Origin of the sequence: Anaerocolumna cellulosilytica (assembly GCF_014218335.1) — a bacterium.
Lineage (GTDB): Bacteria > Bacillota > Clostridia > Lachnospirales > Lachnospiraceae > Anaerocolumna > Anaerocolumna cellulosilytica.
In genome coordinates, this window is the sequence record NZ_AP023367.1 from 3,938,897 (window position 1) to 3,959,124 (window position 20,228).

The window sequence follows — 20,228 nt, forward strand, 5'->3', positions numbered from 1 at the left end:
TTAAGGATCAATATGATATATTTTAAACTTTAAAAATTAAGCTAATTCAGCAAAATATTTAATTGTTCTTACCATCTGACTTGTGTAAGAATTTTCGTTGTCATACCAAGCAACAACTTTAACTAAAGTCTTGTCCCCATCAAGAGGCGTTACTTTTGTCTGTGTTCCATCGAATAAAGAACCTTCAGAAATACCGATGATATCGGAAGATACTAATTCTTCTTCTGTGTATCCGAAAGAAGGATTCGCTGCTGCTTTCATAGCTGCATTAACGTCATCTTTAGATACTTTGCCTTTAACTACTGCTACTAATTCAGTAATAGAACCGGTAGGAGTAGGTACACGCTGAGCTGCTCCATCTAATTTACCGGATAATTCAGGAATAACAAGACCGATTGCTTTTGCTGCACCAGTTGAGTTAGGTACAATGTTTTCAGCAGCTGCACGAGCTCTTCTTAAATCACCCTTAGGATGAGGACCATCTAATGTCATCTGATCACCAGTATATGAGTGAATTGTAGTCATGAAACCTTTTTCAACTTCTACAAGATTATTTAATGTATAAGCCATAGGAGCTAAACAGTTTGTTGTACAGGATGCTGCAGAGATGATAGTATCGGAAGATGTTAATGTTTTTTCATTTACACCAAATACGATTGTAGGAAGATCATCACCAGCTGGAGCGGAAATAACAACCTTCTTAGCACCAGCATCGATATGTGCCTGAGATTTAGCTTTAGATACATAGAAACCTGTACACTCAAGAACTACGTCTACACCGATTTCTCCCCAAGGAAGATCTGCTGCATTTTTTTCTGCATAGATTTTAATTTCTTTTCCGTCAACTACGATGGAAGATTCTTTTGCTTCTACTTTATCTGCTAAAGCGTATCTTCCCTGTGCTGTATCATATTTTAATAAATGTGCAAGCATTTTAGGGTTAGTTAAATCGTTGATAGCTACAACTTCATAACCTTCTGCTCCAAACATTTGTCTGAATGCAAGACGTCCAATACGTCCAAAACCATTAATTGCTACTTTTACTGCCATGATTTTAATTCCTCCTAATTGTTAATTTTATAATATGCTGCCAGAATTCACATAAACGGAAGGCTGTGACAACTGTTATATGTATTAAAGACAGCTATTAACCAAAATTATGATTGACAAAAAATTCTCAAACACTATCTTATTTTACCTTTTTTAGATAAAAATATCAAGTGCAAAATATATATTTCATGCAATATTCATAGATAGAACATAAAAGCAGAGCAAACGAAAGATTCTTTGTGCAAAACTTCTGTTAAATTTTGTATTTTAGTATTTGCTATATAAATCTTTTATCTTGTCCAAATTCAGTGTGTACATTTTATAACATATACTTATAATTTTCACTAATTATAAATAATTCGGAGCGTTTTCTCATACCACAAAAAGTAGTAAGAGAAAACTTCCGAATTAATAGATTATCTCATATGATTCTGTCCGTGCTGACCGGATAATCCAGCCTGTCCCCCTTGACTGGCCTGTCCTGACTGGCTTGTCAAGGTATTTACTAATTCCTTAACGCTCATGATTTCTTCCTGTGTTGCTTTCTGAGCTGGCTGATAGTAATTTTTACTCTTTGCGATAGTGTATAACTCCTGCTGGCAGGTTTCAGCACCATTACGCATTTGCACTAATGTTTGTCTTAACTGCTGGTCTTCTGTCTGTGAAATCATATCAGCTAAGCTTTTTAAGCCTGCGTTAATAGAATTTAAGGCATCTGTTACCATCATTTTTTCTTGCATATTCGGCCTCCTATTGTAAGAACTGTATTAATGTCTGTTTCTTTTGCTCTGCTGATTGTACTTCTTTTTGGAAGAATTGCTTTACATAAGGATCTGTGCAATTTTCTGCATAGGTTTTGTATTTTTCCCTATCAGTTTCACCAAATAACAAGAGGTGTCTTAAATTCTGTACGTCCATTTTTGATAAATTACTCATGTTTGTCCTCCTTAATTCATATTTCCATAGAATTTTATACAGAAAAATTCTTAAAGCAATTGCTTAAACTCTTACGAAGTAATCCTTATCAAATTACTTAAAAGAATTTTTTCTATAGTAAGTGATTCAGATAAAGGCAGATGAATTTGTTATCTAAGCTTTTATCTAAGAATATTATGACTTAGGAGGACGTTTATTATGCAGATTTTTTTGAATCTTAAAGTGGTTTTTTTGTTAATTTTTGAATATGATAATCTGGTGCATATATCTTATGATAATAGACTGGTATATAGCTCTTCATATTGTTTTACCGCATAATTCCAGGAAAAGTCTTTTGCCATCCCTCTATCAATGATTTTATTCCATTCTCTTTTTTTATGAAAAAATATATCTTTCGCGTAACGGATACTGTGTAACATTTCATGTGCATTGTAATTATGAAAGCTAAAACCGGTTCCTGTACTTTCAAACTCATTGTAAGGCTCTATAGTATCCTGTAATCCACCTGTTTCCCTTACAATTGGAACTGTCCCATATCGTAAGCTAATGAGTTGGCTTAAACCACATGGCTCAAATAAAGAAGGCATTAGAAAACTATCACAGGAGCCGTATATTTTATGTGCCAGTTCATCTGAATAAAATATATGAGACGAGACCCTATCCGGATACTTCCAGTTATAATGCCGAAACATATTTTCGTACCGCATATCTCCGGTTCCTAATACGATTAACTGAGTATCTTCTGTGCATAATTCTTCCATGATGTAATCTATTAAATCTAACCCTTTCTGGTCTGTCAGCCTCGATACAATTCCGATAAGAAATTTCTTCTCATCCATAGGCAGACCCAGCTCCTTTTGTATATTTCTTTTGTTTTTTGGTTTTTCTTTTCTATAATTCTTTGTATTGTACTTGTAGTATAAATAAATATCTGTTTCCGGATTGTACTCATCATAATCAATTCCATTGAGTATTCCAAAAATCTGTCTTGCCTTTGCCCGCATAAGTCCATCCAACCCTTCTCCATAGAAGGGAGTTTTTATTTCCTTGGCATAGGTTTTGCTTACGGTTGTCACTCTGTCCGCGTAGACAATACCTCCTTTTAGATAATTGGCAGCTCCGTAGGCTTCCAGTTTATCCGGGGTAAAGTACGAATCAGGTAACCCTGTAATGTCTTTTACTGTTTTTACGTCCCAAACTCCTTGATACTTAAAATTATGTATCGTCATTATGGATTTCATGTTCTTAAAATAATCTCCTCTTATAAAGGAGTCTTTGTGATAGACCGGAATTAAACCGGTCTGCCAATCATGGCAATGAAGTATATCAGGCTGAAAGCCGATTAGTGGCAACGCAGACAAGCAAGCCTTACAAAAATACGCAAATTTTTCTACATCTTCATAAATATTCCCATAAGGGGTATGCCCGTTAAAATAGTATTCATTATCAATGAAGTAAAAATGAATTCCTGCTACCTCCGCTTCAAAAACTCCAACATACTGGCTTCTCCAGGCTAACTCCATATAGAATTGGGTTTTATATACCATTTTTTCTTTTAACTCTTTTGGAATTATTTTGAACATCGGCAGCATTACCCGAATATCATACTTGTTCTTATCCACATATTTCGGCAGCGCTCCCACTACATCAGCCAAACCTCCGGTTTTTATAAATGGTACACATTCTGAGGATACATAAAGTATTCTAATCATAAATACACTCAGCCGTATACGAGGTGCTTCTATTCTGTCACGGCATCCTTTCTGTATATTTCTATCCTGGATTTCCTTACTTTAACAAATAACGTTTTATTACCACTCTTGATACTATTTTTACCCATGGTATGATTTTTCATCCTCATATTTGATTATTGTTTTATATAAAGTCTATTGTTAAAGCCGGTTTTTAACTATTATGCAATTTTTCATATGAATAGAATCATTGTTTTCATTATATCTCATACACTGAATACGGGTCTGACTACAAGCTGTATACTCATTCATGGTTTTCCATAAATGTCACTATACAACTTGAGTCAGACCCGCTATATATAACAATTAAAAGTTTTTTTAAGCTGTTATGCTCTTAATTTATATTCTAACCTTATTTTATCTGCAATTAAGGCAACGAATTCTGAGTTAGTAGGCTTTCCTTTGCCATTACTAACCGTATAACCGAATAGCTCATCGATTGTGTCCATTTTTCCTCTGCTCCACGCTACTTCTATTGCGTGTCTGATTGCCCGCTCAACCCGGCTAGGTGTTGTCTTATGTCTTTTTGCAATAGACGGATACAGTAATTTTGTAATGGAATTAAGCATTTCATTATCATTTACCGACATCATAATTGCATCTCTTAGGTACTGGTATCCTTTAATATGTGCAGGGACACCAATTTCATGGATTATATTTGTAACATCAGACTCTAGATTTCTTTCCTTGTAATCATCTTTGCTTTCGTAAGCACTTACCCGATGATTATCAATTAGTTTGTTATTATGTATATCCCCGCGGATTTGTTTAATCCTAGTTAAAACCATATTGTTATCGAATGGCTTCATGATATAATAACTTGCACCAAGTTCAAAAGCATTTTCTGTAACACCTTCCTGACCGATAGCTGTAATAACTATAAATGCAGGTGTTTTCTTAAAAGAATCATCTAATCTGACTTTTTCCATAACACCCAACCCATCTAATTTAGGCATTATTAAGTCTAGTAAAACTACATCTGGTTTCTTTTCTTTAATCATGTCCAGTGCGTCAATTCCGTTTTCAGAAGTACCCACTACTTCGATATCGGAATCTCCTTTGAGAATCTCTTCTAATAATTTTACGATTCTTTCATTATCATCCACAATTGCTACATTAATCTTACCCACGTTGATTTCCTCCCAAAATATTACCTGTTACGGTATTTTTTATTTCTTTTAATTTTTAATAATGTTTTATCCTCCTTTTTCTTTTTTCATTCCAAAAATATGATTCATCCGTACTACATTATAACTCGTTAAAATGCCCTAGTCAATATTTTCCATATTTTTTTCCATTATTTTGATACATTTTACTAAGTTATAGTATATACCTGCAAAATACAGTCAGCTTTTACATTATTTTTTAGCATGTAACAACAGCACTAAATTTTGATATTTTTTAATTTGTAAAAACTTACCATATTTGCATTATATACATTTATTTCCATATTATCAATTGTTTCTTATCGCAATTTACGACATGAAGCCAATGGTCTTTAAGCAATTATTAAGTAATATATACTATTTTGCATAATTGTCAGCAAATGTGTTTGAGTAAAATGGACTTTCATAGCATTTTTTTATGAATCCTTTTGTTTTCCGTCGATAATTTAATAGATTTAATTATCTTCTAAGTTATTAATCATATTTTCAATAAATGTACCGTAACCTTTGGTAGAATCCTGTATAAATACGTGTGTAACCGCGCCAATTATTTTACCACTCTGAATTATGGGACTGCCACTCATGCCTTGAACTATACCTCCTGTCATTTCCAGAAGTTTTTCATCGGTTATCTTAATAACCATTCCTTTATTAGGACTCTGGCTATTTAGGTCAATCTTTTCAATCTGAATCTTATATTCTTTGACTTCATTGTCTACACAACTTAAAATTGTGGCTGGTCCTATTTCTATTTCCTGTTTTAATCCCACAGGTATGGCTTTTATATGATTAGCAGTTACATAGTTATTACTTACAGTTCCAAAGATTCCCTGACTTGTGTTTTTATTGATATCACCGATTTTATCACCTTCATTTTGATTAATCAATCCAATAAGTTCACCGGGTACACCATTTTTTCCTTTTACTATAGTCATAATATCAGCGGAATATAAATATCCTTTTTCTATTTCCATAATAAGGCTGGTATCAATATCCGTTATTCCATGTCCGAGAGCTCCAAAATCACCTTCCTGAGTAATAAAGGTCAAGGTGCCAATACCTTGTGTATTATCCCTTATCCAGGCTCCTATTTTATATTCGCCATCCGCAGTTTTAATAGGTTTTATAACAAAATGCGTTGTTTTGTTCTCTCTGCGAATATTTATTTTGAGGTCTTTTCCATCACATTCTTGTATGGCTTTGATTAAATCTTCCTTGTTCCTTATGATACTATCATTTATACCTGTAATATAGTCACCGGTTTTAAGCTTATTTAGTGCCGGTTCATAATTGAGTCCATCCGCTCCATTAATAACACCGGTTCCCAATACCATTACTCCATCTGTTTCCACATAGATACCAATTGGATTACCACATGGTATTAGTTCTTGAGTATCAATTACCCCCAATTCCACTTGTTTAAAAGTTAGAAAACCAAAAAGCTTTAAATTTATAACATATTTTCCGGTTTCAGTAGATTTTAAAGAAAATGGTTTATTTAAGTCTAATTTAAGCTGATTCGTCGGTACTTTTTTATTATTTACACTGATTACACCAATATCCTCTTCTGAGGCAGTCAGATTTCCTTCAATTGGAAGGTTAAAATCGAAAGCTTCATCTTTTCCGACCATAATTCGTATGGTATCAGGTATACTATTATCCAGTTCCCTGTAAGTAAAATATAGTAAAACTACTAGGTTGATACAGAAAACCAGAATTAGGATTTTTCGATATATAGACTTTCTATTCATAAGTTGGCTCCCATCTTGCGTTATCGCTATTTAATACAGTTATGAAAGAACGTACGATGAATGTGTCTTGACACACATTCTCCGCGCTGAACGAATTCATGAAGTGCTGTTTTTATGCCATGAATACGTTTTTGATACTAGAAAATTCTTATATTAAACATAAAAAAGGATATACACCGGAGTGTATATCCTTAAATATTATCTACTGATAGTATGTGTATTTAATTAATTTTCAAACTAGTATTTTTTAGTTCTTTTTGCCAGTTCTTTCATTTCTTCTGCACTTTGTATGACGGTATCGGTGATTTTGGCTCCACCTAAAATTCTTGCAATTTCTTCAACTGATTCCTTTTCTTTTAAACTTCGTATAGATGTATGAGTCGTTATTCCATCGGATTGCTTTTCTATAATATAATGGGCATCAGCCATTGCCGCTATTTGAGGAAGATGTGTAATACATAGAATCTGATGTTTATCTGCTATCATAGATAGTTTTTCGGATACTTTCTGTGCAGTTCTTCCACTTACTCCAACATCTATTTCGTCAAAAATCAAGGTATTTATTTCATCTTTATGAGCTAGTACTGACTTAATAGCCAGCATAATTCTTGATAATTCACCACCGGAAGCTACCTTAGATAAAGGCTTTAGCTCTTCTCCGGGATTAGTCGATATGATAAATTCTGCATCGTCATAACCATTACCTGTATAATGCCCGGTATAGCGGAAAATTATTTCAAATTTAACTTCTAAAAAATTCAAATCTATTAATGCTTCTTTAATTTTAGAAGCAAGTTCTTTAGATTTTTCTTGCCGAATTACTGACAATTGTTCAGATAACTTTCTTACCTTTTCTTCCTGTTTTACATACTCAAGATTTAAAGCTGATAACGTTTCTTCATAATTTTCATACTGGGTTAATTTTTCTTCTCTTGACTTTAGGTATTGTAATATCTCTTCAATACTACTTCCATATTTTGCTTTTAAATGATTTACTAAGTTCAATCTTTGTTCCGTTATTGTAAAATCATCTTCGTATCCGTTAATATCTGCAATATAGTCTGACAGATCACGGTTAAAATCATTCACCAACGTCTCAATGTCCATAATCTGGCTGTAGAAGCCTTTAATTGTCTCATCATACTCTGTCAGTCTGGACAGTTGTTTTACGCTGCGTCCAATATTATTTCCTGCAGAGCTTAAATTCTCATATCCGATTAAATCGTAAACCTGATTTAAGCCTTCCGCGATTGTTTTTGCATTAGAAAATTTTTTATAATCTGCTGTCAGTATTTCGTCTTCTCCTGACTTCAGGGCAGCATTTTTGATTTCGTTAATTTCATATTCTAAAAAAGACATTTCTCTAAGTCGTTTGTCTTCATCTATTTTTAATTCTTTTAGACTGTTACCGATATCAATATATTTACGGTATTCAACTTCCAGATTATTTTTAATATCATAAATATTTTCTTTAGCAAAACGGTCGATAATATCTAAGTGCTTGTCTTTATATAGCAGGGACTGGTGCTCATGCTGTCCGTGAATATCAATTAAAAGTCCTGCGATTTCTTTTAAATTAGCAGCTGTAACTGTCTCCCCATTTACTTTACTAATACTTTTACCGCTCATGATTTTCCGGGTAATTATAATCTGCCCGTCTTCTACCGGTAAGTCCAATTCTTTAATTCTGTTCAGTATGTAGTCATTGTCGGTATGAAAAAGCAGTTCTACCAAGGCATAATCGGCACCCTTACGGATAATGTCCTTACTTACTTTTCCTCCTAATGCTACATTGACTGACCCAATAATAATTGATTTACCCGCTCCGGTTTCACCAGTTAAGATATTGAGATTATCCCGAAAGGTTACATCTACTTCATCAATAATAGCAAAATTTTTCACATGCAAATTCAGTAACAAAGTTGTTCCTCCTACTCAGTATTGAATCTTCTCCAACCACCATAAACATATGTTCTGTTTTTATCATATCATATTGTTACTGAAACCGCAAATGTTTTTTTATATCAGAAAGCCTTGCCCATCTTGAAATAATATATGGTTATCATAGGATACATGAAATTTTATCAGCAAAAGAGGAAAGAGATTGATTGTCGTGAAGAGTATGAACTCTACATATATAACCGACTTGGGGGAACAAGCCGGTATCCGGAAAGTGCTTAAGATATTAACCCAGGAATATCAAGTATTAAACTAATTCTTCCATCACTTAGTAAAGTACATCCCTCTAAAATCTTCCGCTCACTTGCTTCTTGTATATACTCCGGCAATGCCCTTACTACTACCTGCTGCTGTCCAGTGAGATGGTCTGCAAAAAGACATGCAGATTTTTCATCCCTGCTAACCATTATTAATATTCCTTCGGAATAGTTCAAGGCATTTGCTCTTACATTAAAAATCTTGTGAAGACTTAAAATCGGGTACAGTTTACTCCTGATTCTTATCATATCATTCCCGTTTGGATGGAATATAATATCTTCCTCCTTTGGATGGAAGGATTCCTTTATTACATTGATTGGTATTATATAGTTTGAATCACCAACAGATAAATTCATCCCCTCCATAACGGCAAGGGTTAGAGGAATTTTTAAAGTTATAGTGGTTCCTTCACCAGCCCGGCTTTCAACTCCTAAAGAGCCTCCAATGGTTTCAAGATTCTTCATAACCACATCCATACCAACACCCCTTCCGGAGAATTCTGTACTCTTTTCCTTGGTGGAAAAACCAGGAAGGAGTATCAGTTTATATATTTCTTTATCCGTTAAATTACTTTCCCTTTTATCTAACAGTCCGGTTTTTTTCGCCTTTGTTAAAATTTTATCTTTGTTAAGTCCTCTTCCGTCATCTTTTATGGTTATAAGAACTTCACTGCCTGAATTCTCTGCTTTTAAGGTGATGGTACCAATAGCTGTTTTTCCCAGACTTACTCTCTCCTCAGGATTCTCTATACCATGATCTAACGCATTTCTTACCAAATGCATTAGAGGATCTGAGATATGTTCAATAATATTTTTATCTACCTCTGTATCTTCACCCACTAGAATAAGATTCACTTCTTTTTCAAGTTTTTTACTCATATCTCTTACGACACGGTTCATCTTGTGGAAGGTGACTGATAAAGGAAGCATACGAATCGCCATAACAATATCCTGTAAATCACTAGTTATTTTACTTAATTGCCTTGCAGACTTATGAAAAATGTCTAACGTCATTTCCTCTATATCCAGTTTTTTTAGTACCGCGGCTTCGGTAATAACCAACTCACCCATTAAGTCCATAAGCTTATCGAGTTTTGCTACGCTTACACTTATCATACTGTGATAGGCTGTGCGTTCTTTCTTCTTAACTCTAATTTCTGTTTCATTTTTTTCTTCAGTCAGCTCTGTTTCATTCAATACGTCACTTATATGACTGCCGTTATCTTCATTGGCTGACTTATTAAGCTGCTTTAATTTTAATTCTTTTAAAAAGACAGTACTCATAAGTAAATGATGCAATGCATGATAGCCTAAGTTAGAAGTCAGATCTATTCGAAATCCATTTGCCTGTATAGCTTCAATAGACGCATCCGTACCAATATTCTCAGGCAGATAGGTAATTGAGTGCACCATATCTTTAAGTGCATGAACTATTCCATATGCTCTGACATGTTCCATTCCGCAATTTTCTTCGAAATATATAACTACTTCAAAACGATTTCCTTCCTCTTTCACGTCCTGTCCAAAATTCGATACTTTTTTTGTACTACTCTGAACAAATTGTGTAGTATGATTCTCAGAATTAACTGTATTCTTGTGCGTTACGGCATCTCTTTGATTCTTTTTTATAGAGGTAAGATACTTTTTTAAAGCAGTAATGATTTCCGAAGAGCTTCCATCTGCCCTCATATCATTCTCTATCTTTTCTAATTCAGATTTTATAAAATCTACACTATCCAACAACAGGTCACAAAGTAAAGAATCCCCTGATTTTGTCGAAGAATTCTCCCTTAATATAAAGAATACGTCTTCGATTGTATGAGCCAGAGTCGAAATATCCTGAAATCGCATCATTGACGCTGAACCCTTTATAGTGTGCATTATTCGAAATACTTTATTTATTTCCTCCGGCAGAAATCCACCTTTACCTTCACTGGCAATTACCGTTTGCTCTAATTGTTCTGTCAGTTGTATTGTTTCGTATATGAATGACTCAAGAAGAGCATCATTAGAATATTGCTCAGACATAACAGCCCCCTTATCTTCCAGTAATTAACACTCAAGTACTCCCAGGGTAAAATGTTTTAACTTTCTAAAATTTTATTTAAAACCTGAACAACCTTCTCTTCCTGAAACGGCTTAACAATAAATGATTTTGCTCCGTTTAATATTGCTTCCTTCACCTGGGTATCCTGCCCAAGTGCTGATATCATCAAGACTTTTGCATTGGGATCCAGTTTCATGATTTCCTTTAATGCCTCTAAACCTGACATAACAGGCATGGTAATGTCCATTGTTACGGCATCCGGCTTTAGAAGCTTATATTGTTCAATGGCTTCTTTTCCGTCTTCAGCTTCTCCAGCTACTTCGAATCCACTATTTACAAGGGCTTCGTTTATTGCCAGTCTCATAAATGATGCATCGTCAACAATTAGTATTCTCTTCATAAGTAATCCCTTCACAGATATCTGTGATATAGCCACTGCTGATAGTCTACAGGAATAGTAAGTGGCTTCCTTTCTATTTTTTGATTTTCCCATAGACTTATATCAAGCCGCCTTAAAATACAGCCAATCTCCTGTTATCATGCATCTTACTACTATTCTTCATCTAATATAATAGATGCTTACATCTATCTTATTGATATTCATTCTAGTAAGCGCATATATCTTGTAAATACTTGTTTAATTATAAAATAAATGCCATTAAATTTAAACTTTCATACTAAAAAAGTTCTGTAGTAGTATTTTTCTGCCTCTTATTCTGATGACTGAAATACTATTACAGAACTTAGTTTTTACCACAATAACATACACTTCCAGGGAGTGTCTGAAAATCACATGTTCTGGATTAAGCGTTCCGTTTGTTTGCCGCACAAGCAACTTTTACCTGAGTAGTATTACATGCCTAAATTCATGACACATAATGATACTATGCCTTCAAAACGAGAGAATATTACCCTTAGTAACATTCAGAATACTATACTATCTTATCTTAACTACCCTTAAGGTACAAGTTAGTTTCCTACCATTGACGGTTGCAGTTATCGTTGTTGTTCCAAGTCTTCTTGAGCTTACCAACCCATTTGTAACCACTGCTATGGTATTGTCATCGATATCCCAGGTTACACCGCTATTAATTCCTATTACTGATAATCGATAAGTAGAATATTGTTCCAATTCAAGATAAGTTGTATTTAAACCAACTACAGTTACCTTGGCTGTAGCTGTTTTACCGGATTCCGTCATTATCGTAACATTGGCAATACCAGGGGTACGCGCCGTAACTTTTCCGGTTGATGAATCTACAGTAGCCACTGTTCTATTATCGCTTTGCCAAGTAAATGTGTCCGTTGAGTTCGTCGGATTGATTGCTTTTTGCAGGGTGTTAGTCTCACCAACTACCATTGTTAAATTCTGATTGATAATGGTAACACTGTTGGAAGGCACTCTAGGCTGTATCATAAAAAATGCTGTTGCAGATTTGCCGCTGCTGTCTTTGGCTGAGGCTTTAATCGTCACGTTCCCTGCCTTCAAAGCAGTTACAACACCATCTGAATCAACAATAGCTATGCTTTCATCACTGGAAGACCAGTTCACAGTTTTGTAAGTTGCATTGCTTGGTCTTACTGTTGCCTTTAGCTTATAGGAACGACCAACTATCGTGGTTACTGATGTTTTATTCAAGGATATGGATGTTACCGCTCTGACTACTCTTACAGATGCGGTTGCCTTCACTCCACTTCCATCTTGTGCCGCAGCCGTAATAGTTACTGTACCTAACTTTTTACCGGTAATTTTACCATTCGCATCCACTGTGGCAATTTTAGTATTACTGGAAGTCCATTTTAGCTTTGGATTAGTTGCGGCATTGGTTTTAACAGTAGCTGTCAGCGTTGTAGTCTTACCCACACCAAGTTTTAAACTTGTTTTATTTAATTTAATACTGGTTACCCGTTCTACTACTGTTACAACACACCATTCTGAATATTTTCCGTCGGACGTCTTAACAGAAATAATTGAAGTACCGCCTTTTAATCCCTTCACAGTTCCGTTAGCTGCAACGGTGGCTATTTTTGCTTTTGAACTGGTGAAATTGTATGTTACCTGTTGAGATGCTGAACTAGGTATAATAGATGCTTTTAATTCGAAGGACTCTCCTATTACAATGGTTTTCTCCGTAAAATTAAGCTGCATGCCCGTTGGCCTTGCCTTTACGGTTACATTACAGTATATAACCGTCCCAATGGAAGTCTTTGCAATAATTATGGTTTTGCCGTTTGCTTTACCGGTTACATTACCCTGATTATCAACTGTTGCTATCGCATTATCTGCTGATTCCCAGGTTAAAGAATAATCCGTACTGTTAGCAGGTGTTACACTTACCTTAATCTGATGCGTTTGGTCAACGAATAATTCCAAGTCCGTTACATCAAAGACAATACCTGTTGCTTTTTGTACTACATTAATGGTACAGGTCGACATATACGCACCATCTGCTGTTTTTAGTATAATGATAGCTACACCAGCTGCATTTGCTTTTAATAAACCACCTGCGTCTACACTGACAACGGAATTATCTGTGGAAGTCCAGGTTACTCCTTTATTTGAAGCATTCGTAGGAGTTATCAGATAAGAGAGTCTGGTTGTATCACCTACATACATTGTTTTCTTACTGTCATCCAGTTTAATAGAAGTAACAGATAACCCTACTGTAATATTACAGTAGGCTGAAACACTGGGATTATCATCTGATGTCGCTACAATGGATACAGTACCAGAACTTAGTAAAGTAACTAAACCGTTACTGTCTACCGTTGCAACTTTAGTATTCGTTGATTTCCAGGTAACAGTCTTATTTGTAGCTTTATCCGGTGCTATAATAGCCCTTAACTGATAACTCTTGTCTGATAAATTAAGGCTTAATTCAGTAGCAGATAAGGTTATACCGGTCACCTGCTGTTTTACAGTTACCGTACAATATCCAACAACTACGTTTTCCTGATTTATAGCAGTAATTACAGCTGTTCCGCCAGCTATACCCTGAATGGTTGCCGTAACATCACCATAATCTGTTATTTTAACTACATCTTCATTCGATGAAGTCCATTTTAACTTTACGTTATTTAAGTCTTTTGGCTCAATAACTGCCTTAATAGTTTTATACTCAGTAATGTTAAGTACCACTTCTGAAGGATCTAGAGTAATCTTGTTAACAGAATCCTGTACATGCACTGTACAAGAGGCAGTTTTAACAATACCGTTAATAATCTGGGTAGCGGTTATTACTGCTGATCCTTTGCTAACACCGGTCACCAGACCCTTTTTATCTGTATTATCAACAGTCGCCACACTCGGGTTACTACTTGTCCATGTTACTACTGTTCTTCTGTCTGAGGTTAAAGCTTCTAACTGATATGTACCAGATGTATATATATTTATTGAAGATGCATTTAATGCAATTCCATCTATAACAGTTACTTTTATAGTATGGGAAGTACCGTCACCAATTTTGGTTACAATTATTTCAGCAGTACCTTTTGATAAACCTTTAATAATACCACTGCTGCTTACAGAAGCTGCACCGCTTGTCGTATCCTTAAGACTAAAATTGTATTGTGAAGCACTAGGAATGTTAGAATTATCTACAATGTTATAGGTATCACCGACACCCATTATAATAGCGTCATCATAGAATTTTAACGGAACTTCTAATAAGATTTCTAAGTAGGGAACAGCAGAACTTGGATCTCCTAAATTAAAATCCGTGGGTATGTACTTTGAATCAACAAAAGCTCTTATATAGTATGTGCCCGCTTTTGCACTGTTAATCGTAAAGTTTTTATCATTAAATACAGAATAGTCTATTAATCCCTTAGGGTCAATTTCCGTTTTACCATTGGAATCATAAAATTTCCATACTAATTTTGAGGTATCCATTGAATTAGTTGATATCTGTGTTTTTTCATTTGATACTAATTTGAAATAGGATAAGTAATCTCCTGCTGTCCCTGTCGGATTAATCGCCTGGGGACTTACAATTACATCGAAGTATACTTCTAGTGGGTCAACTTCCTTAGATACGGAATTGGTTGTAATCTTAACCTGTGTCATACCTGCTCCCACAGCCGTAACAACACCATTAGCAACCGTAACAACTTTATCATCCATAGTAGTCCATGTCAGAGAAGGATTATTATTGGCAATCGTCTGACTTGGACCATTGTCATTTGTGTATTTAAGAACTATAGTCTTGGGGTTTTCTGCGGAATTATCAATTTCTTTAAATAATAAAGCCTTTTCACCAGATATTAATACTTCTGAAAAATTAGACTGGTCAACTTGAAAACCAACTTTTAGTTTACACTGTATATTATATGTAACGCCATTTCTGACTATTAAAGCAGTAATATCTGAATAACCAGGCCCTTTACGTGTAATATCCGCTTTCAGTGGATTGGTAGTATCCGGTTTTAATTCTATTACATCTGAACCGAACCATTTCCAGGTAATGCTGTCTGAGGTACCCAAGGCAATACCCTCATCATTAGACACCCAAATTTCACCATTAGCAGATTTTAATTCAATGGTATCACCATCTTTATATATCTGATTGTTGTATTTGAAATAAAAATCTTCGGTAGCAGCATTTACACTGTTATATCCCAATATGCCCAAAACCATTATTGTGACACACCCTAGAATTGCGAGTACATATTTCTTGGTAACTTTTTTCATTTTGACCTCCCTGTCTGACTTTTCGCTGAATGCACCTTTATAGTATATCGGTAATTTCTTTCTTATACCTTAGCAACATATAAAAATTTAACTAATATTTTTTGTCATTTATGTGTCACATTATGGTTAATATTGGCGGTTTCCTGCAAACTTTAAAGCATCTGCAAGTTTCGTACACAATAAAAAAACTCATAGCATCTTTTTTTATTAACGTTAAAGCCTTGTATTATGGGGCTTTAGGGATTTAATTAAAATCTTTACTTCTAAAGCATTTACTTTTCTTTAAAACAGCCAGGTTAATACGAGTCAATACGGATAGGACTAAAGTAGGACAGGGTTACTAGTATATAATAAGATAAAAGTTAAGTATACCTGTTGTATGAATTAATCGTTTAAGCTCCCGCCTTTGTGCCATTGCGCTAGCTGTGGTTACATGCATAAGAATTAGGATGTTGAAAAAGTATCCCGTTTTCTCAACCTACTTTCCTTTTGGTCCTATAAGAGGAAATTCTCCACTTTCCTTTACCTTGTTATAACTGTCCGACATGCGGGCTTTGAAATTTTTTGCATCCTTACTATCCATAATTTCGAGTTCCACAAGTTTGTCTACCAATCGGTTTTTAATTTGTAATTCTTCTTCTAAAAGTGCATAAACCCCTGCCTTCTGTTCCTCATTCAGTGCATTCCATTTTTCGCTGGCTTCTTTCAGCTTTTTATCAAATGCTGCCTTCTTGTTTCTATGGTTTGAATTTGATTCAGACAGTGTAACTGATACGTTACCAGCATCCGCTGCATAGATGTGTAATGGACTCATTCCGGACAATCCGATTATACCTGCTATTGCAATACTACATAACTTCGCTTTTAACATTCAGTATCCTCACTTTCTTTATATACAACAAGTATACTAACTTTACGTATAGTATTTCCCAGTCCAGTAAAGATATCTTACTATTTACGAATTACAATTATTTAACAAATACCAGGAACATTTGTTTGTATATTGTGTAATAACATGTTATACTTAAATATATTAACAATTGGGAAACACTATCTCTAGTCAGGAAGTAGGCTAAATAAGCAAAATAAAGGTGACTTTCACTGCACCGGAATCTGTTTTTAGTGATTTAACTATTTCCATCACATTCAAAGACTGTTTCACAATTGCCTAAATTATTCTAAGAACAAAAGGAGAATGGGATGGCAGAAAAATTTTATGAAAATGAGAACTTTGATAATTTGAAAATGGAATATGAAAGAATAGAAAGTTATGAGTTCTATAATTGTACTTTTAAAAACTGTTCATTTGAAGAGTGTATATTGGCTTATTGTTCTTTAATTGAATGTAAATTTATTAATTGTAAGATTGTAAGTCTTAAGGTTGAGTTCTCACAAATTAAATATACAGAATTTGAGAAGTGCAACTTAATCGGAGTCAACTGGTATGATTTATCGCCAACAGGAGGTATAGCTGACCCTATAACCAAATTTAAAGATTGTATATTAAAGTATAATAGTTTTATGCATATAAATTTTAGAAAATTTAACTTCTCTTTGAATTCAATACAGGACTCAGGATTTGATGAATGTAATTTGATGGAAAGCAGCTTTAATAACTGTTGTTTGGAAGCCACACAGTTTTCAAAATGTGATATGAGAAAAGCCGATTTTAGGGAAGCAACTGGATATCAAATAAGTATAACCACGAATAAATTAGCTGACGCTAAATTCTCTTTTCCGGAAGCAATTAAATTACTAAGTGAATTGGGAATTAAATTGAGTTACTAAATTATTACCTTATTTGTTGCCAAATTCATGGAATGTCTGAACAAATATATCTTTATAAAACAAAAAAATCCCTCCAATACACCAATTATGATGTACAAGAGGGATAAAAAAATTTTGTTATAGTAAACTACTGGTAGTTAGGATTTTCTGTGAAATCTCTGAAACCTCTGAAATTACAGTTTTTCTTACTCATCCCAGTTATGATATACTTCCTGTACATCATCATCCAGAAGTAAGTTAGCAAGCTGTTAGGATATACTGTAATCACCTTAAATCTCTGATAAATCAAGGTAAATCGACGATAAATCAACTGATAAATGACTCGCAAAACTACTATATCTGTACACCATTACTGACTGCTTTTAAACGTCTTAATTGGTGACAAGTACATCATAGCAAAAGTGTGTGACAGATATTTGTCAGGTTATTATGAACAAATAGTTTTTACGCAATTATCTCATTTTATCTCTCCTGTGGTTTTAATCCTGCCCAAATACTTAAAATCGGCATTTCTCTGCTGCCATCTAATGGTATTAAATTATAATCTATTATTATTTGATTATCATGATAATTACGCTTATTAACTGTAATGTAATTCCCATAATAAGTATAAAATTCATTAGTTGGATAGCGAGTGTCATCCACTACATAAATAACAATATTGCCATCAAAATATAAAATAGATGTTGTTGCGGGTCCATCCACTCCGAATTTAGTTATTCTTATCTTATCGGGAATACCTTTATTGTAATTATCCATAAATATAAGAAATCTTCCAATATTAAAATTTAATATTAAGTCAATTAATACGTCCCAGTTTCGTGTCGCCATTTGTCTTGTGTAATCACGTGGTAATTCTTCTAGTTCTTTTCTTAATTGCATACTGAAATCTTCATAATATTCCATTACTTTATTTCCAGGATCTTTTTTTAATATATAATATGGAATATATTTATACTAAGTGAGTAATCCTTTAGCCCGATTGTTATAAGTCCTAATTCATATGTAACATAGATTGTTGTTTCTATTAGTTAGAGCAAAGTGTTGAAAACCAATGGAAAAACATGTAAGATATTATTAACTAAAATCTTTACTGTTTGAAAGTGAGAACAAATGAAAACATATTTTATCTGTAATAATTGTGGAAATATAATTGATTATAACTCCAAAGATTTTGATGAGATCTTAGATGATATCTGTAATAGAGTACATACTTGTACATGTGGTGAAGTATTAACAATGGATAACAGCTATCCCACATTATCAGCACAAGATTTTATATTCTCAGCTGATTTACTTTTTGGTAAATCAAAAGAAATAGATAAGAAAATCTTAAACGAGATACACGACATTATTCAGGCAGAAAATTATGTAGTAGATAATACCAGGTTAGATAAGTACTTAAATAAATATGAAGAAATAAAAGAGAGATACCCTGATAATAACAAAGCATACTATTTGACAATATCAGATGAATTCGACAGTTATTTAGTAAAACAAGAAAATGATTATGACATGGTTGATATCATATCATTAAATATGCTTCTATCAAGAAACCGTTTCAGAAAGCCATATGTTATTATGGCACTTTCTATTATTGAACAATTATTTAATAATTATTTTACGAAATTATCCGAATCAAAATTATCTCCATTTGGAGCTTCTACTTTTATTAAGGCATATGATACTTCTGGCATACAATCTTGTCTTAATATAATAGATTCGCTTTTAAATGAAGAATTAAAAAATAAAATGGATAATTATTTACTAGGATTTTATGATAGGTGGGCTACTTTTAGAAAGATAAGAAATGATATCATACATAGCAATAGCAAATATATTTCTAAAATCACATTAAAAAAAGTACAAAAATTATTAGATGATAGCATAGATGTTTTCGCCAATTTAAAAAGTGAGTTATATAAGAATAATAAAGGATAGATGAGATATATCCCAGAACTCATCCTGTGTAAATTACCGATTACTATTAATGAGTCTGTGAAAGTTTTTCTGTAAATAAGGATTTATTAGGTCTTCTATGATAAAATATTAAATCATAGGAGGCCTTTTATTATGGCAAGAGAAAAGAAACCAGTACACAGAGTACAAATGACGGACGGAAAACGCAACATCATTCAACAACTTCTGCAGGAGTACGACATCCAGTCTGCAGAAGACATTCAGGATGCACTCCTATTTTTCTTCGATAGTTAATTTAATATCAACTTTAAAAAAGCTCTTAACATGACGTAAATAAAAGTCGAAGCAAAAAACATTATATAAGGTTGATGATAGTATTCAATGTAAATATAGATCCTTATAACGTTCTGGCAACGGATAGTCTTCTATATGTTCAAATTTTAGTATTTTTGGTATTCCAGGGTATGAAAGATCTAATGAAATTCTGTCTTTACCCACAGCTATATGCGGTCCGATAAATGGTTCAACTTCTATATCAATGATAAAATGCCAAGTACGATTGCCATTCGGTCGGTCAATATTCAAAATTTTAATGAACGAACTATCATAACCTGGTAAATAAGTCAAAACATTTTTATAATACTCGTCTATTGCTTTATCAATCGTAGGAGCTAGAGCAGTAATGATAACATCTTGATACAATATATCCTGAGACTCTTCTTCAATTTGCTTTGCTGTAGTATTAACATAAGGATTATTTATAGTTAAGACAACCACAATTAATGTAGATATAGTTGCGATTAAAATACACCTTTTTTTCATTGGCTCACTCCATTTCAAATTCTTTTTATATATTATGCTAATACGTAATTAGAAGTATTCCAATACAATCGTTACTATCGAACAAGCAAGT

Annotated in this window: 16 protein-coding genes; 3 read left to right on the forward strand and 13 right to left on the reverse strand. The window is 33.8% G+C overall.

The features are described 5' to 3' along the window. Nucleotides 1-36: 36 nt before the first annotated feature. The 11 genes from gap to acsn021_RS16340 form a co-directional block, all read right to left on the reverse strand. On the reverse strand, nt 37-1,050 hold the full coding sequence (gene gap, locus acsn021_RS16290; RefSeq protein WP_184093467.1) for a type I glyceraldehyde-3-phosphate dehydrogenase: 1,014 nt from the start codon (nt 1,048-1,050) through the stop codon (nt 37-39). Between the two features lie 416 nt (nt 1,051-1,466). Next, complete coding sequence (locus acsn021_RS16295) at nt 1,467-1,790, reverse strand: spore coat protein (RefSeq protein WP_184093468.1); 324 nt, start codon at nt 1,788-1,790, stop codon at nt 1,467-1,469. Between the two features lie 10 nt (nt 1,791-1,800). Beyond that, a complete protein-coding gene (locus acsn021_RS16300; protein WP_184093469.1) occupies nt 1,801-1,986 on the reverse strand; it encodes a hypothetical protein in 186 nt (61 codons plus the stop codon). A 269-nt stretch (nt 1,987-2,255) separates the two neighbouring features. Then, on the reverse strand, nt 2,256-3,698 hold the full coding sequence (gene glgA, locus acsn021_RS16305) for a glycogen synthase GlgA (RefSeq protein ID WP_184093470.1): 1,443 nt from the start codon (nt 3,696-3,698) through the stop codon (nt 2,256-2,258). Between the two features lie 365 nt (nt 3,699-4,063). After that, a complete protein-coding gene (spo0A, locus tag acsn021_RS16310) occupies nt 4,064-4,867 on the reverse strand; it encodes a sporulation transcription factor Spo0A (protein ID WP_184093471.1) in 804 nt (267 codons plus the stop codon). A gap of 491 nt (nt 4,868-5,358) precedes the next feature. Next, nucleotides 5,359-6,654, reverse strand: coding sequence for a SpoIVB peptidase (gene spoIVB / locus acsn021_RS16315; protein ID WP_184093472.1), 1,296 nt, complete (start codon nt 6,652-6,654; stop codon nt 5,359-5,361). Nucleotides 6,655-6,891: 237 nt separating this feature from the next. Continuing rightward, nucleotides 6,892-8,574, reverse strand: a complete 1,683-nt coding sequence (recN, locus tag acsn021_RS16320; RefSeq protein ID WP_184093473.1) for a DNA repair protein RecN — start codon at nt 8,572-8,574, stop codon at nt 6,892-6,894. A gap of 257 nt (nt 8,575-8,831) precedes the next feature. Beyond that, nucleotides 8,832-10,898 (reverse strand): chemotaxis protein CheA, encoded by a 2,067-nt coding sequence (locus tag acsn021_RS16325; RefSeq protein ID WP_184093474.1) that lies wholly within the window; start codon nt 10,896-10,898, stop codon nt 8,832-8,834. 56 nt (nt 10,899-10,954) lie between these two features. Further along, entirely contained in the window at nt 10,955-11,410 is a 456-nt protein-coding gene (locus acsn021_RS16330; protein ID WP_330601789.1) for a response regulator, read from the reverse strand. A gap of 444 nt (nt 11,411-11,854) precedes the next feature. Beyond that, on the reverse strand, nt 11,855-15,607 hold the full coding sequence (locus acsn021_RS16335; RefSeq protein ID WP_184093475.1) for an Ig-like domain-containing protein: 3,753 nt from the start codon (nt 15,605-15,607) through the stop codon (nt 11,855-11,857). Between the two features lie 478 nt (nt 15,608-16,085). Further along, the gene (locus tag acsn021_RS16340) at nt 16,086-16,478 is read right to left on the reverse strand and encodes a DUF2680 domain-containing protein (RefSeq protein ID WP_184093476.1); all 393 of its coding nucleotides are present in this window, start codon (nt 16,476-16,478) and stop codon (nt 16,086-16,088) included. 329 nt (nt 16,479-16,807) lie between these two features. Between acsn021_RS16340 and acsn021_RS16345 the strand changes: the two genes are divergently transcribed. Continuing rightward, a complete protein-coding gene (locus tag acsn021_RS16345; RefSeq protein ID WP_184093477.1) occupies nt 16,808-17,395 on the forward strand; it encodes a pentapeptide repeat-containing protein in 588 nt (195 codons plus the stop codon). Nucleotides 17,396-17,857: 462 nt separating this feature from the next. Here the strand turns inward: acsn021_RS16345 and acsn021_RS16350 are convergent, their stop codons facing one another. Then, nucleotides 17,858-18,301 carry a DUF4362 domain-containing protein gene (locus acsn021_RS16350; RefSeq protein WP_184093478.1) on the reverse strand — a complete coding sequence of 148 codons (444 nt, stop codon included), beginning with the start codon at nt 18,299-18,301 and terminating at the stop codon, nt 17,858-17,860. Between the two features lie 207 nt (nt 18,302-18,508). Here acsn021_RS16350 and acsn021_RS16355 point away from each other — a divergent pair, with 207 nt between their 5' ends. Continuing rightward, entirely contained in the window at nt 18,509-19,336 is an 828-nt protein-coding gene (locus acsn021_RS16355; RefSeq protein ID WP_184093479.1) for a hypothetical protein, read from the forward strand. Between the two features lie 132 nt (nt 19,337-19,468). Further along, on the forward strand, nt 19,469-19,609 hold the full coding sequence (locus acsn021_RS16360) for a hypothetical protein (RefSeq protein ID WP_184093480.1): 141 nt from the start codon (nt 19,469-19,471) through the stop codon (nt 19,607-19,609). An 84-nt stretch (nt 19,610-19,693) separates the two neighbouring features. Here acsn021_RS16360 and acsn021_RS16365 read toward each other — a convergent pair whose 3' ends face one another. Further along, nucleotides 19,694-20,137: a DUF3888 domain-containing protein gene (locus acsn021_RS16365; protein WP_184093481.1), complete on the reverse strand. Its 444-nt coding sequence runs from the start codon at nt 20,135-20,137 to the stop codon at nt 19,694-19,696. Between the last annotated feature and the right edge of the window lie 91 nt (nt 20,138-20,228).

Excerpts from the sequence above, each read along its gene's own strand:
- acsn021_RS16325 (WP_184093474.1), bottom strand. The coding sequence starts at position 10,898 with ATGTCTGAGCAATATTCTAATGATGCTCTTCTTGAGTCATTCATATAC.
- acsn021_RS16365 (WP_184093481.1), bottom strand. The coding sequence starts at position 20,137 with ATGAAAAAAAGGTGTATTTTAATCGCAACTATATCTACATTAATTGTG.
- acsn021_RS16355 (WP_184093479.1), top strand. The coding sequence starts at position 18,509 with ATGAAAACATATTTTATCTGTAATAATTGTGGAAATATAATTGATTAT.
- acsn021_RS16295 (WP_184093468.1), bottom strand. The coding sequence starts at position 1,790 with ATGCAAGAAAAAATGATGGTAACAGATGCCTTAAATTCTATTAACGCA.
- spoIVB (WP_184093472.1), bottom strand. The coding sequence starts at position 6,654 with ATGAATAGAAAGTCTATATATCGAAAAATCCTAATTCTGGTTTTCTGT.
- gap (WP_184093467.1), bottom strand. The coding sequence starts at position 1,050 with ATGGCAGTAAAAGTAGCAATTAATGGTTTTGGACGTATTGGACGTCTT.
- acsn021_RS16335 (WP_184093475.1), bottom strand. The coding sequence starts at position 15,607 with ATGAAAAAAGTTACCAAGAAATATGTACTCGCAATTCTAGGGTGTGTC.
- glgA (WP_184093470.1), bottom strand. The coding sequence starts at position 3,698 with ATGATTAGAATACTTTATGTATCCTCAGAATGTGTACCATTTATAAAA.
- acsn021_RS16350 (WP_184093478.1), bottom strand. The coding sequence starts at position 18,301 with ATGGAATATTATGAAGATTTCAGTATGCAATTAAGAAAAGAACTAGAA.
- acsn021_RS16360 (WP_184093480.1), top strand. The coding sequence starts at position 19,469 with ATGGCAAGAGAAAAGAAACCAGTACACAGAGTACAAATGACGGACGGA.
- acsn021_RS16340 (WP_184093476.1), bottom strand. The coding sequence starts at position 16,478 with ATGTTAAAAGCGAAGTTATGTAGTATTGCAATAGCAGGTATAATCGGA.
- acsn021_RS16330 (WP_330601789.1), bottom strand. The coding sequence starts at position 11,410 with ATGGGAAAATCAAAAAATAGAAAGGAAGCCACTTACTATTCCTGTAGA.
- acsn021_RS16300 (WP_184093469.1), bottom strand. The coding sequence starts at position 1,986 with ATGAGTAATTTATCAAAAATGGACGTACAGAATTTAAGACACCTCTTG.
- acsn021_RS16345 (WP_184093477.1), top strand. The coding sequence starts at position 16,808 with ATGGCAGAAAAATTTTATGAAAATGAGAACTTTGATAATTTGAAAATG.